General features: G+C 65.8%; 13 protein-coding genes and 1 other RNA gene. 8 read left to right on the top strand and 6 right to left on the bottom strand.

Translation table 11 applies throughout. The annotated features are described in order from the left end of the window. Positions 1–396: 396 nt before the first annotated feature. Positions 397–651: an EF-hand domain-containing protein gene (locus tag ACRCSW_RS12585; RefSeq protein WP_438705550.1), complete on the top strand. Its 255-nt coding sequence runs from the start codon at positions 397–399 to the stop codon at positions 649–651. Positions 652–766: 115 nt separating this feature from the next. Here ACRCSW_RS12585 and ACRCSW_RS12580 read toward each other — a convergent pair whose 3' ends face one another. From ACRCSW_RS12580 to ACRCSW_RS12570, 3 genes are all read right to left on the bottom strand, one after another. Continuing rightward, complete coding sequence (locus tag ACRCSW_RS12580) at positions 767–1,366, bottom strand: class I SAM-dependent methyltransferase (protein WP_438705549.1); 600 nt, start codon at positions 1,364–1,366, stop codon at positions 767–769. A gap of 280 nt (positions 1,367–1,646) precedes the next feature. Next, entirely contained in the window at positions 1,647–3,671 is a 2,025-nt protein-coding gene (locus ACRCSW_RS12575; RefSeq protein ID WP_438705547.1) for an oxidoreductase, read from the bottom strand. A 66-nt stretch (positions 3,672–3,737) separates the two neighbouring features. After that, on the bottom strand, positions 3,738–5,111 hold the full coding sequence (locus ACRCSW_RS12570) for an aminopeptidase P family N-terminal domain-containing protein (RefSeq protein WP_438705545.1): 1,374 nt from the start codon (positions 5,109–5,111) through the stop codon (positions 3,738–3,740). 169 nt (positions 5,112–5,280) lie between these two features. Between ACRCSW_RS12570 and ffs the strand changes: the two genes are divergently transcribed. Then, positions 5,281–5,379, top strand: an RNA gene (ffs, locus tag ACRCSW_RS12565) — signal recognition particle sRNA small type. A 172-nt stretch (positions 5,380–5,551) separates the two neighbouring features. Further along, positions 5,552–6,595 carry a ribosome small subunit-dependent GTPase A gene (gene rsgA / locus ACRCSW_RS12560; protein WP_438705544.1) on the top strand — a complete coding sequence of 348 codons (1,044 nt, stop codon included), beginning with the start codon at positions 5,552–5,554 and terminating at the stop codon, positions 6,593–6,595. Positions 6,596–6,623: 28 nt separating this feature from the next. On the opposite strand, the gene ACRCSW_RS12555 is transcribed toward rsgA, so the two are convergent. After that, a complete protein-coding gene (locus ACRCSW_RS12555; RefSeq protein WP_438705543.1) occupies positions 6,624–7,493 on the bottom strand; it encodes an alpha/beta hydrolase family protein in 870 nt (289 codons plus the stop codon). Between the two features lie 98 nt (positions 7,494–7,591). Between ACRCSW_RS12555 and ACRCSW_RS12550 the strand changes: the two genes are divergently transcribed. Continuing rightward, positions 7,592–8,158, top strand: a complete 567-nt coding sequence (locus tag ACRCSW_RS12550) for a TetR/AcrR family transcriptional regulator (protein WP_438705542.1) — start codon at positions 7,592–7,594, stop codon at positions 8,156–8,158. A gap of 68 nt (positions 8,159–8,226) precedes the next feature. Here the strand turns inward: ACRCSW_RS12550 and ACRCSW_RS12545 are convergent, their stop codons facing one another. Beyond that, positions 8,227–8,721, bottom strand: a complete 495-nt coding sequence (locus ACRCSW_RS12545) for an NADAR family protein (RefSeq protein ID WP_438705540.1) — start codon at positions 8,719–8,721, stop codon at positions 8,227–8,229. A 112-nt stretch (positions 8,722–8,833) separates the two neighbouring features. Between ACRCSW_RS12545 and ACRCSW_RS12540 the strand changes: the two genes are divergently transcribed. The 4 genes from ACRCSW_RS12540 to recR are packed head-to-tail and all read left to right on the top strand — an operon-like array spanning position 8,834 to position 12,047. After that, on the top strand, positions 8,834–10,582 hold the full coding sequence (locus tag ACRCSW_RS12540) for a DNA polymerase III subunit gamma/tau (RefSeq protein WP_438705539.1): 1,749 nt from the start codon (positions 8,834–8,836) through the stop codon (positions 10,580–10,582). Further along, the gene (locus ACRCSW_RS12535) at positions 10,579–11,043 is read left to right on the top strand and encodes a GNAT family N-acetyltransferase (RefSeq protein WP_438705538.1); all 465 of its coding nucleotides are present in this window, start codon (positions 10,579–10,581) and stop codon (positions 11,041–11,043) included. The genes ACRCSW_RS12540 and ACRCSW_RS12535 overlap by 4 nt, the downstream gene beginning before the upstream one ends. Before the next feature lie 54 nt (positions 11,044–11,097). Next, the gene (locus ACRCSW_RS12530; protein WP_438705536.1) at positions 11,098–11,451 is read left to right on the top strand and encodes a YbaB/EbfC family nucleoid-associated protein; all 354 of its coding nucleotides are present in this window, start codon (positions 11,098–11,100) and stop codon (positions 11,449–11,451) included. Beyond that, on the top strand, positions 11,451–12,047 hold the full coding sequence (gene recR, locus ACRCSW_RS12525) for a recombination mediator RecR (RefSeq protein WP_438705534.1): 597 nt from the start codon (positions 11,451–11,453) through the stop codon (positions 12,045–12,047). The genes ACRCSW_RS12530 and recR overlap by 1 nt, the downstream gene beginning before the upstream one ends. Positions 12,048–12,213: 166 nt before the next feature. On the opposite strand, the gene ACRCSW_RS12520 is transcribed toward recR, so the two are convergent. After that, the coding region (locus ACRCSW_RS12520; RefSeq protein ID WP_438705533.1) for a transglycosylase domain-containing protein at positions 12,214–13,656 on the bottom strand (1,443 nt) is incomplete at its 5' end.

The raw sequence follows: 13,656 nt of genomic DNA, 5'->3' as shown, positions 1-13,656 counted from the left end.
AGGCCTCCATCTCTGTCAGTCGATCCATAGTTGTCCTCTTGGGAACATTCACGCCGTTTCTAAACAATAGGTTTCGCGATCAATTCGGGCAGGATGGCGGCAAACGCGCGTCCGATCCGGGGTATTGTGGGGGATCGTTGATGGCATCGAAACGTTTGATGCATGTTTCCGATCGGCGAGCTCTCGCCGGAAGACCGATTCTGTCTGGGCAAGGAAACGCCCGGACCCCTCGAGTCGGCGGGAAACTGTTCTCGGACTGTCGACGATATGGCGGCTATCTGCTGCGGATTCCGGGCACTGTCGTATAGCTATGGAATATCCTTCCAGGCCCGCCTAGCTAAACCTCGGGGCGGGAAATCCCGCGCCACACAATCGTGGACATAAAAGGAGACTTCCATGAAACGCATCGCAATTCTGCTTGGTCCCGTTGCCTTCGCTGGCGCCGCTTTCGCGCAGACAGCCATGCCGGAAGTTCCGGATGCAGACGGCAGTGGCACCTGGAACCTGGCTGAGCTTCAGGCGGTCTTTACCGATATGACCGAAGAGCAGTTCACGGCGGTTGACGCCAACGCCGACGGCGCCGTGGATGCCACCGAGCTTCAGGCAGCACTCGACAGCGCTGTGATCACCGCTCCGTCGTCGGGCGGCTGACCCGTAGTCAGCAATCCGAAACGCCACCCGGCGTTTCGCGCGTCCCTCCCCCGCCCTGGGGGAGGGAGAGCGTGGGAAAGCTCCCGAAGCCTTCCACTTGCCGCTATGCATATGCTCAGCTTTTCTTTGCCATCAGTGCAAGCCAGGGGCCTTGGCTGCCAGCAAAACCGCCGCCAACATATTCGTTGACCGACAGAATCTCCCACTGGCCCGAACGTTCGTACATGGCGACCAGCTCCTCGCGAGCGAGATAACTGAAGTATCGCCCATGCCCGTCCCGCCCTTCCGCCTCTCCCGCCTTGTAGGTCGCGTGATGCAGGCCTCCGGGCCTTAGCGCCCTCCAGACCTTCGCAAGGACCGCCGGAAGCCCCGCCCGCGGTACATGCAGCAAAGAGGCATTGGCCCAGACAGCGTCGTACACACCGTCGACGTCCAGCTCCTCAAACCGCATGACCCGGACAGGGATCCCCAGCAGCTCTTCGGCCTTGCGGGCAATCGCGGGCGACCCGTCGGTCGGATCAACCCTATGGCCCGCGGCGATCATCGCCTGCGCGTCCCGCCCCCCGCCACAGCCAAGCTCCAGAACTTTGGAGCCCGGTGGAAGCAACTCAAGAAACCCGGCCAGATGCCGGCTGACGCCTCCCGGCCCGCTCGCAACATAGACCTCGGCAGAGTCTGCGTAGAACTTCAGTGTCGCATCGTCATGTGACGGCATGCCGGATATTCCTGCATCTGCATGGTGCCTTGGGTGGGGTGCCAACCTACCGTCCCCCGCGTCTCCCCGATTCGCGCCACAAGGTTAACGCCCGCAAACCCATACGCGCGCATAGATCAAAGCAAGACGGTTCCAAGACGGATTCAAGACCGCCAACCGGTTCGAAAAGTTCAAGAATTAACCCAGCGTTTCAAGAGGATTCAGCGCCCGCCCTGCATCCGTTGCGTCCGTCCTGGGAAAACCTCATTCACCTTTCGTGAACCAGACCGCCCACAACACCTCAAAGCCGCGCCGCCAGCCTTGCGCCCTGATCAATCGCGCGCTTTGCATCAAGCTCTGCCGCCACGTCCGCCCCGCCGATCAGATGGTGGGCGACGCCGCGGCGGGTCAGCTCAGCCGAAAGCCTGCGTTCCGGCAGCTGTCCCGCGCAAAGCACCACGGCATCGACCGCCAGCAGCTCCGGTTCCTCGCGGTTCGGGCCATGGCTGATCAGCAACCCCTCCGCCGTGATCCGTTCATAGTTCACCCCGCCCTGCATCCTGACCCGCTTCATCGCCAGGCTCGCCCGGTGAATCCAGCCGGTCGTCTTGCCCAGACCGCGCCCCGGCTTCTCGGCTTTCCGCTGCAGAAGATGCACCTCCCGCGCCGGCGGATGCGGTTCCGGGCCTTCGGGCGCCAACCCGCCCCGGTCATCCCACGGCGCCGAAACACCCCATTCCGCACGCCACAGCGCCGGGTCCAGCGTGGGGCTAACGCCTTGATGCACAAGCGTTTCGGCCACGTCAAAGCCGATTCCCCCGGCACCCACCACCGCTACCCGAGGGCCGACCTTCGCCCCCTTCAGCACGTCGATGTAGCTGAGGACCGTCGCACCTTCATCCGTCGGAATCTCCGGATCGCGCGGGGCGACGCCGGTGGCAATCACCACCTCGTCGAAGCCCGCCAGATCCTCGGCCCCGGCCTCAGCCCCAAGCTTCAACTCGATGTTCGGATGGCAGAGCATGGTGGCGAACCAGTCGACCAGCCCATGGAACTCTTCCTTCCCCGGCACCTGCTTGGCCAGGTTCAGCTGCCCGCCGACCCCTGCCGCCCGGTCGAACAGCGTGACGGAATGCCCCCGCCCCGCCGCGACGATCGCCGTGATCATCCCCGCTGGCCCAGCCCCCACAACGGCCACCCGCTTTGCCTTGGCGGCGGGTTCGTAGGTCAGCTCGGTCTCGTGGCAAGCCCTTGGATTGACGAGGCAACTTGTGAGCTTCCCCGAGAACGTATGGTCCAGGCACGCCTGATTGCAGGCGATGCACGGCGCGATTTCCGCCGCCCGCCCGCTGGCCGCCTTGGCGATGAAATCCGCATCCGCAAGCCAGGGCCGCGCCATCGACACCATGTCCGCCGCCCCTTCGGCCAGCAGCTTCTCCGCCACCTCGGGCGTGTTGATCCGGTTCGAAGTGATGACCGGGATGCCAACCTCAGGCCGCAGGCGCGCCGTCAGATGCGCGAACCCCGCCCGCGGGACCGAGGTCGCAATCGTTGGCACCCGCGCCTCATGCCAGCCGATCCCGGTGTTCAGGACCGAGGCTCCAGCACCCTCGATCGCTTTGGCTAGCTGGATAACCTCCTCCCAGCTCGACCCATCAGGCACCAGATCGATCAAAGAAATCCGATAGATAAGCACCGCCCCTGGCCCCATTGCGGCGCGGACGCGGGTCACCACCTCCACCGGCAAACGCATCCGGTTCTCGTAAGACCCGCCCCAGCGATCGGTCCGGCGGTTGGTGTGGGTCACCAGGAACTGGTTCAGGAAATACCCCTCCGACCCCATCACCTCGACCCCGTCATAGCCTGCCTCAACTGCGCGGGCAGCGGCGGTGGCGATGTCCGCGATCTGCGTCTCGATCCCGTCCTCATCCAGCTCACGCGGCGGAAACGGCGAGATCGGCGACTTGATCGGAGAGGGCGCCACACATTCCTTGCCGTAAGCATACCGCCCCGCATGCAGGATCTGCATCGCGATATGCCCGCCCTCGGCATGGACGGCATCCGTCACCCGCCGGTGGTTCGCGATGTCCTTGTCCGAAAACAGCCCCGCAGCCCCTGGAAACACCCCGCCCTCGCTGTTCGGAGCCATCCCGCCCGTCACGATCAGCCCCGCCCCGCCCCGCGCCCGCGCGGCATAGAAGGCCGCAACCCGACCCCAGTCGCCCGTCTCCTCCAGCCCCGTATGCATCGACCCCATCAGGCTGCGATTGCGCAGCGTGACCTGGCCCAGAGTGATCGGGGCAAGAAGATGCGGATAGCTGGTCATTGGTCTCTCCCTTTCCCGCAGAATGGCGCGGACGGCGCGCAAGGTCACCCGGAACGCCGCGTCACCTTAAAGGACCACAACCTGCGCCGGGTCGAGGAGCCAGGGCGCAATGATCCCGCAGGTGTCGGCCAAGGGCAGCAGGGCTTCCGGCACCTCCATCCCGATCACTTCGCGCATGAACTGGGCTCGGGCGGCACAGCGGCGGGCGGCGTTCGGATGATGCCGCGACAGCGCCTCCCTCAGCCCAGCATCCGCAATGACATAGCCATCCTCCATCCGGGTCGAGCCCCAGCCGGGATGCGCGGGGATCACGTCCATCTGCATCGCCATGCCCGAGGCGAGCGGGATGTCCGACCCCGGCGTGATCGGCGAGGACATCCATTCGTCCAGCCCGATCAGATGGCCGGGGTTCAGCGTGATCCCGAACTCCACCGGCAACCGGTCGTGGATCATCGCCCAGACCTCGCCGCCCTTCACCCCGGAGCGCATCAGCCCACACCATTCCGACATCGCCTTGGCATAGGGGAAGACGAACTCCTCCAGATAGCCCTCGGCAGAGGCAGGTAAGTCTTTCGGCCCCCGGGCCATCCAGCCCGCCCGGCAGATGTTCGACCCCCAATGCGCGATGTTGAAGCTCGCGGGCTTGCCCCGCGTGATCCGGTCGCCAATCGGGCCGGAGAGACCGGGCGTGTCACCCATCGCGAAGGTCACATGGCAGCCAAGCGGCAGCCCCCCGATCCTCGCCGCCTCGACCGCCGCGAAGTCGGTCATCCCGTCATGGAACGCAAAGACCATACGGCGGAGGGCGGATGCGGCCATGTGGTTCGAAAACTCCAGCCGGGCGATGTCATCAACCGAGACCTGCGCCCGAAGGCCAAACCCCGGATGCATGAAAAGTGCTGTCGCGTTCTCCACCCGCCCCGCCCGCTGCCTCAGCGGATCGGCAAGAAAGGCCGGGATATCCAGCGCCTGGGCCGGGTCTTGCCCCGCAGGCAGCTCGTCCGCCCCGTACCACTTCCACCCGACCGCGCCGACTGTCGCCCCGGCGGGGATCACCTCGTTCAGCCAGTCCCAAAGCCGCTTTGTCCCACGCGGCTGGCTGGGCAACGACAGCGAGGCGCACAGCCCCGTCCGCACCCGGCCCACCGCGACGAGGGGCGACACAACCGTGTAGGCCAGGCACTCATTGCCCGCCAGCAACAGCGCGTCCCCCTCAGTGACGATCAGCACCGCCTCTTCAAAGCGCGGGTCGAACCCCGTCAGCCAATGCAGGTTCGCCGCATGCTCCCGGTCGCCATAGACGACCAGCGCCGCATAGCCCGCCGCCGCCATCGCCGCCCGCATCGCCTGAAGCCGCGCCTCGGCCTCTGCCAGCGAAAAGGCCGGTGGCAGGTCGGGGGTGCCGTTGTCAGGCCAGTCCAGGCGTTGAAGTCTCGTCATTCCCGGTCTCCCGTGCGCGTCGCTGCAAGTATGAGACTGCAAGGCAATGCTCGTCGAGCAACTTCGTGCAATCCTCGCACGCGACCCTCCGACGAGGAGACGAAGTCGAACGAGGAGGCCACCATCGCACTTCCTTGCGAATCCCCCGCCACAGGCCTATATGAACCCTTGAGAGGTTGGCGCGGGCAGGTGCCTCGCCAACCCGGTCAGGTCCGGAAGGAAGCAGCCGTAACGAGCCCCACTTGGGTCGTTGTCCAGCCTCTCACCTCGCGCAACCCGAGAAAGAAGGAGTGTGCCCATGACTGTCGCAGCATCGCTCCGGGCCGGGGCGCACTGAGGCTCACGCCTCAACCAGACCGCGTTCCAGCCCGAACCAGCCGCCCGCATGTCCACACCGGATCTGCAACGGGCCTGCTTCTCCTTCGCAAGGAACGCTTCAATTGACCCCTGAACGCACGCTTTCCAGCCTTGGCTGGTCCAACGCCTTTCTATCACAACTCGACGAAACCGAGCTTTCCCTGACCCCCGTCCGCATAACCGGGGTCCACCGCGCCCGGATCGACGGTCTCTCCACGACCGGTCCGGTTACCCTGCCCTTTACCGGGGCCTTGACGGCAGGCGATCTGGCCATCGGCGACTGGGTTCTCACCGACAGCGGGCGCATCACCCGATGCCTTGACCGGAAGACCGAACTCAGCCGCCGCGCGGCAGGGACGGGCAATGCCACGCAGCTCATTGCGGCGAATGTCGATACGCTCTTCATCGTCACCTCCTGCAACGCTGACTTCAACCCGGCGCGGCTGGAGCGGTATCTGGCGCTGTCAGCCGAAGCAGGGACCGAGCCGGTGATTCTGCTGACCAAGGCCGATACCAGCGAAGATGCCGAAGACTACCGCAACCGGGCCGCCCGCCTGCAGCGTAACCTGATCGTCCTGGCGCTGGACGCCCGCGATCCGGGGGTGGCAACGGACCTTGCCGAATGGTGCCGGGAAGGCCAGACGGTCGCGCTCCTCGGCTCTTCCGGGGTCGGCAAGACCACGCTGACCAACACACTGACGGGCGGTGAAGGCGCGACCGGGCCGATCCGCGAAAGCGATGCGCGGGGGCGGCACACCACCACGATCCGCTCGATGCATGCCCTTGCGCATGGCGGCTGGCTGATCGACACGCCCGGCATGCGCTCGCTCAGCCTGACGGATGCCTCCACCGGCATCGACGCGGTGTTTCAGGACGTGACCGACCTCGTCGGCCTCTGCCGGTTCCGCGACTGCACCCACCAGACCGAACCGGGCTGCGCTGTCCGGCAGGCGATCGAGGACGGCCACCTGGACGAAGCCCGCCTCAACCGCTGGGACAAGCTGAAGCGCGAGGACCGGCACAACAGCGAAACCCCCGCCGAGGCGCGCGAGCGGAACCGGCGGTTCGGTCGGCAGATCAAGAAGAGCCTGGCCGTGAAAGCACGGTACGACGGGGGCAAACGTTAGGGCGGCCCCGACCTGGGGCGCCGAAACGTCAGTCCAGGATCGCAGGCCACAGCACCGCATTCCGGCGGTGGAACGCAGCGATATGGCCAATATGCTTCAGCCCGAAGTCCGCAGGCCGCAGCACCAGCTGCTCTTTCATCGCCTCGGGATAAAGCGCCCGCGCCCGCCACACCGCTGCGGGCGGCACCATGTCGTCGTCCGCGACCGCGATCATCCGCAGCCGGGCCTTGACCCGGGACGGATCGGGCAGCGGCAAGCTGCGCCCGACCTCGGACAGGTGCAGCCCCCGCGTCAGGCACCAGCGCCGCCATTCCTCGTAGACCCCTCGGGGCAAGTCTGCGCCAAGCCCCATCATCCGGCCTGGCAGATAGCCCAACAACCCCGCCGTTCCCCGCACCATGGGCGACCACACCAGCCGGGCCTTCCAGCGATAGCGCAAAGGATGGTCGGTCACATGCACCATCCCCGTACCGATCGTCACCACCCGCTCGACCCGCGTCATCGCGTCGTGCCAGCCCAACCACAGCCCGCCCAGCGAATGCCCCAGCACCCATCGCGGCGTATCCGGGAACATCCGCGCCAGCGTCGACAGCGCCGCCGCCTGATCGTAGCGGCCCCAGTCGGCCATCGTAGCCTTCGATTTCCGCACCGGCCGCCGGGCCGAGGCGCCGAAATCGCGGTAGTCATAGGTCAGCACCGCCAGGTCCCGCTCGGCAGCAGCCCACTCTGCGAAGGCCCGGTAGAACCCCGCCGGAACCCCCGTCGCGCCATGCACCACCAGCGCTGCCCTCGGCGCACCCTTTGGCCGGAAGAGCCGACCCCGCAAGGTCGCGCCATCGCTTCGGATATCGAGGTCTTCGCCGTCCACGTCCTGCAAACGCACCGTCGCATCAAGCATCTCTGCCTCCGCCGATTGGACCAATTGGTCTAGTAGCATGATTAGACCAATTGGTCTAGTCTTCTCTTCAGCGGCTTTCACCCCTATGTTCCAGCCCCATGACCGAAGAACCCAGAACCAAGGACCGCCTGATCACCACCGCCACGCGGCTTTTCATGCAGCGCGGCTATGATGGCACAGGCCTTGCCGAAATCCTGACCGAGGCCGGGGTGCCCAAGGGCTCGCTCTACCACCATTTCCCGTTGGGCAAGTCCGACCTCGCCTGTGCCGCCGCCGACTGGACCGCCTCGGAAGTCATCCGCGTGATCGACGACAGCTTCCGGGACGCGACCGACTGGCGGCATGGGGCCACGACCTTCTGCTACAAGATGGCCAAGTTCTTCGACATCCTCGACAGCGCCGACGCCTGCCCGATCTTCGGCCTGATGTTCGAAGGCCCCGACCAGGGCCGGTTCCGCACCCAGGCCGAAGCCGCCTTCAACCGCATCATCACCGCCGCCGCCCGGCACGGTGAGGCCGTGGGCCTTGCACCCGAGACCGCGCATGAGATGGCCGAGACCCTGCTGATCGGCTTCCAGGGCGCCTGGTCCTTCGCCCGCATGCGTCGGAACGCAGATGTGCTGAGGGGCCTGCCGAACCGGCTTTATGGGGCGGTTGGGGGGTAGGTTGACCGATATTCCGGTCTGGCCTCACTCATGACAGCACATGGCAATCTAATCTGAATGAATGCGCGCTAGTTTGACGACGAGTTAAGTCGAAGCTCTGACCTGATCGCCATAAGTATCTTGCCAAGCTTGTTCTGCCCGGAACCATCTGGTCCGCAACCCCAGTAGGCGTCCATAGGGGCGTTCTCGACGAGCAGCCGATCGCCGGTAGACATCAGAAGCTGAGCCAGCACCGGGTGCGTCCTGAATTTGGTCAGCACTGCGCGATGCATGATGCCTTCCTTGACCTCTTCCCAGTCGGATCGCAGCGCAAGCGAGCGAGTCATTCCCAAAGCCTTGGCGTCCTTGGGTCGACGGGCCCGACGTATCTGTTCGCGATACCCGGCATCCTCGAACTTCTGGGCTTGAAAGTAGTGCTCCACAGTTGGCCACCAAAGGCCGTCGAGTTCGACCCCAAAAGGCGCAAAGTTGGAGAACTCCGAGAAGGCCTCTGTTTGCGAATAGAAGTAGATGGCATCTTCAGGGAACATACTGTTCTCAGCATTTGTCAGGCGCAGTTCCAACCGCAGTCATCTTTTGCTTGGGCAGAACATGCAACCCCAAGTCCGCCCTTTCCCGGTAGACCTCGCCCTCCACCCGGCCTAGTCTCACCCTCCGAGTCATCCGTGAGCCTTGATGTCCGACACGCCCGAAAAATCCTACCAGGTCCTGGCCCGCAAGTACCGCCCGGAAACCTTTGCCGACCTCGTCGGGCAAGAGGCGATGGTGCGCACCTTGCGGAACGCCTTTGCGGCCGACCGGATCGCGCATGCTTTTGTCATGACGGGCATCCGGGGCACCGGCAAGACGACCACTGCGCGGATCATCGCCAAGGGGCTCAACTGCGTCGGGCCGGACGGGCAGGGCGGGCCGACCACTGACCCCTGCGGGAAATGCGAACCCTGCCGGGCCATCGCGGAAGGCCGCCATGTCGACGTGATGGAGATGGACGCGGCCTCCCGCACCGGCGTGGGCGACATCCGCGAGATCATCGACTCCGTCCACTACCGGGCCGCCAGCGCGCGCTACAAGATCTACATCATCGACGAAGTCCACATGCTGTCGACCAGCGCCTTCAACGCGCTTCTGAAGACGCTGGAAGAACCCCCCGCCCATGTGAAGTTCATCTTCGCCACCACCGAGATCCGCAAAGTCCCGGTCACGGTCCTCTCCCGCTGCCAGCGCTTTGACCTGAAACGGATCGAGCCGGAAGTCATGCTGGCCCTTCTCCGCCGAATTGCCGACGCCGAAGGGGCCGCGATCAGCGACGATGCGCTGGCGCTGATCACCCGCGCTGCCGAAGGCTCGGCCCGCGACGCGACCAGCCTTCTGGACCAGGCGATCAGCCACGGTGCGGGCGAGACAAGCGCGACCCAAGTCCGCGCCATGCTGGGCCTGGCCGACCGGGGCCGCACGCTCGACCTCTTCGATCTGATCATGAAGGGCGACGCCGCTGCCGCCCTGGCTGAGCTTTCCGCGCAATACGCCGATGGCGCCGATCCGATGACCGTCCTGCGCGACCTGGCCGAGATCACGCACTGGATTTCGGTGGTCAAGATCAACCCTGCGGCGGCCGAAGACCCGACGACCCCGCCCGACGAACAGACCCGCGGCACCGACATGGCCTCGCGCCTGCCGATGCGGGCGCTGACGCGGATGTGGCAGATGCTCCTGAAGGCGCTTGAAGAGGTGGCGCTGGCTCCAAATGCGATGATGGCCGCCGAGATGGCCGTGATCCGCCTGACCCATGTCGCCGATCTGCCCGACCCCGAGACGCTGGTGAAGAAGCTCTCCGACAGCCCCCGCCCGCCCCCGGGCAGCGGGGTTCCAGGTGGCGCACCGGCAGGAGGCGGCGCTGTCCACGCCGTTCGTACCCCCTCCGCCCCGATGCGCGGCCCGACCATGACAGCCGCCGCCCCGGCCCTCGCCGAAAGCCAGCTCCAGGTCTACGCGACCTTCGAACAGGTCGTGGACCTGATCCGCCAGAAGCGCGACATGCTCCTCCTCAACGAGGTCGAAACCGGCCTCCGCTTGGCCCGCTACGCCCCCGGCCGCATCGAATTCGAACCCGCCCCCGGCGCCAAGCCCGACCTTGCTTCCCGCCTAGGCCAGCGCCTGCAAGGCTGGACCGGCGCGCGTTGGGGCGTATCGGTCGTGTCGACCGGCGGTGCGCCCACGATTGCCGACGCCAGAAACGCCGAACTCGCCGAAGTCCGCTCCGAGGCCGCCCAGAACCCGCTGGTCCAGGCGATCCTGACGGCCTTCCCCGGCGCGAAGATCACCGAGGTCCGAACCCCCGAGGCCCTCGTTGCCCAGGCCGCCAGCTCTGCCCTCCCACAGGCCGAGCCCGAGGTCGACGACGACTGGGACCCGTTCGAAGAATGACCGTCCGCCGTGCCACCCCCGGCGATGTCGCAATCGTCGCTCGACTGAACGCCCACGTGCAGGGCTGGCACGCCACCCGCTACCCCGATGTTTTCTTCCCCAACCCTGACCCGGCGGGACTTCTGGCCTTTTTCACCGACCGCCTCGCCGACCCCGCCTGCACCGTCTTCCTGACCGGCGATCCGCCCGTCGGCTACGCGCTCTGCCAGCTCCAGACCCGCGAGGCGAACGCCTTCTCTCCCCCCATCCGCCGCCTCTTGATCGACCACGTCGCCGTCGCCCCCGAGGCCCGCCGCCTGGGCCACGGCCGGGCGCTTTTGCAAGCCGCCCGCGATCTGGCGCGAGACCTGAAGGCCGACGAAATCCTCCTCGACACCTGGGAGGCAAACCACGACGCCCACGCTTTCTTCCGCTCCGAAGGCTTTGCGTTGCGACGGATGCTCTTCCGTTCCACACCCTGACCTTGCACGACGGACACCAGACCCGTATCTCAGACGAAACGGACGGAGAACGACATGCTGAAGGGTCTCGGCGGATTGGGCGGGCTTGGCGACATGGCCAAGATGATGAAGGCCGCTCAGGAAATGCAGGGCAAGCTTGCCGAACTGCAGGAAGAGCTTGCCCGGATCGTAGTGGTCGGTGAATCCGGCGCCGGCCTGGTGAAAGCTCGCGCGACGGCCAAGGGCGAGGTCACCGGCCTCGACATCGACCCGTCGATCCTGGTCGCCAGCGAAAAGGAAGTGGTCGAGGACCTGATCCTTGCCGCCATTCACGACGCGCAGCTGAGGGCCAAGGCGCGCAGCGAACAAGAGATGGGCAAGCTTGCAGAAGAGATGGGCATGCCGCCCGGCATGAAGCTTCCCTTCTGATGGCAGACGAGACCGGCATCGAGGCGCTGATCGACCTCATGGCCCGGCTTCCGGGCCTTGGCCCAAGGTCAGCCCGCCGCGCCGTGCTGGTGCTTCTGAAGAAGCGCGCGCAGCTGATGGCCCCCCTTGCGCAGTCCCTGGCCGAGGTGGCACTTGCTGCCAAGGATTGCCGGGTCTGCGGCAATATCTCGACCTCTGACCTCTGCCCGATCTGCCAGAACCCCGCCCGCGCGACCGGCGAGATCTGCGTGGTCGAAGATGTCGCCGACCTCTGGGCCATGGAGCGCGGCCAGGTCTTCCGCGGTCGCTACCACGTTCTCGGCGGCACACTCTCGGCCCTGGACGCCATCGGCCCCGACGAACTTGGCATCCCCCGCCTTGCGGCCCGTGTGACCGACGAAGGCATCCGCGAGGTGATCCTTGCGCTGAACGCCACGGTCGATGGCCAGACCACCGCGCACTACATCGCCGATGCGCTGGCCGGAACCGATGCCCAGATCACCACTTTGGCCCAGGGCGTCCCGATCGGCGGCGAGCTCGACTATCTCGACGACGGCACGATCGGCGCCGCACTCCGGGCCCGGCGGAAGCTCTGACCAACGGCGTAATCGGCATTTACGCAACCGCTCCTCGAGCACTTCGTGCACTCCTCGCTGCGCACCGCCCGACGACTGAACGAAGTGCTCGAGGAGGCTACGCCGGGAAAGGCGTGAAGCGCCACCGCGACAGAGACTTCGTCCGATGTGATCCCGCTGGCGGCTGTCAGTTCCCGCCCTGCAGGATTTCGTTCAGGATCTGCTCGGCCAGATCCTCTTCGCGCACCGGGTCGGGCAGGGGGGCGGTATAGGCTTCGGGCAAAGGCTCCTCATAGGCCCCACCGTCGTAGACCGGCGCGTTCGGGTCGTCGAAGTAGGGCACGTCTTCCGGCGCGATTGCTCCTTCGACCGTGCTGGGGTCGATGGGCGCATAGGTCGAGTCGGGCACTTCCGTCACCAGCGGTTTGGCCTCGACACCCTCATTGATCCGCACCATCACCTCATGCCAGATTTCCGCCGGAAGCCCGCCGCCGGTGACATCGGTCAGGGGGCGGTTGTCGTCATAGCCCATCCAGACGCCCACCACATAATCCGCCGTGAACCCCACGAACCAGGCGTCACGGGCGCTTTGCGTCGTGCCGGTCTTGCCAGCCGCCTCGCGGTCGTCCAGCCGCGCCCTGCCTCCAGTGCCCGAGTTCAGGACCTCGGTCATCATGTAGGTCAAGGCATGCGCGGCCTGCTCTGAAATCACCCGCTCGCCGATCCCGCCGCCCGCGCCGAAGAGCGGTTCGTCCATACCTTTCAGCTTCAACGCGCTCAGACCATAGGGTGCAACGGCCGAGCCGCCGTTCAGGATGCCCGCGAACGCCCCGGTCATGTCGATCAGCGTCGACTCTGATACGCCCAGGGCCAGGGCCGGGCCGTCGGCGAAGTTCTGCGCGACGCCAAAGTCGGTCGCAACCTTCTTCACCAGATCGCGGCCGACCGACTCTGAAAGACGGGCGGCAGGGATGTTACGGCTCTCCGCGAGAGCCTGGGTCAGGGTGATCGCGCCCTTGAATTTCTTGTCGTAGTTCTGCGGGCACCAGTCGCCCGAGCCGGCGGTATATATGCACATCGGCGAGTCCTCGATGTAATCCATGGGACTCATGCCCAGGTCCATCGCCACCGCGTAGATGAAGGGCTTGAAGGTCGACCCGGTCTGCCGCACCGCTTGTGTGGCGCGGTTGAAGTCACCCGCGTTCGGAAGATCCCGGCCACCGACCATCGCGCGCACCGCGCCATCCGCGCTCATCACGACGATGGCGGCCTGGGCTTTCGAGCCGTCCTTGACCTTGTTCTCGAAGACCCAGGCCAGCGCCTCTTCGGCTTTCTTCTGCATCTCCTGGTCAAGCGTCGTCTCGATGACCACGTCCTCGGTCGTGTCGCGGGCAAGGTAGTCCGGCGTCGTCTCCATCACCCAGTCGGCAAAGTAACCGCCCGAGTCCTGCTTCGCGGCCTTGAAAAGCGTCGCCGGATTGGCCCGCGCCTCATCCGCTTCGGCTTTGGTCAGGTAGCCCTGATCCTCCATCAGCCCGATGACGACCGCTGCACGGTTCTGCGCCCGCTCCAGGCTCGCCGTCGGCGCAAAGGTCGAGGGCGCCTTCAGAAGCCCCGCCAGCATCGCCGC

It is taken from the genome of Tabrizicola sp., from assembly GCF_051645465.1.
In the GTDB taxonomy this organism is placed as follows: Bacteria; Pseudomonadota; Alphaproteobacteria; order Rhodobacterales; family Rhodobacteraceae; genus Tabrizicola.
Note: the sequence above shows the minus strand (reverse complement) of the source record. Positions and strands in the feature narration are given on the sequence as shown.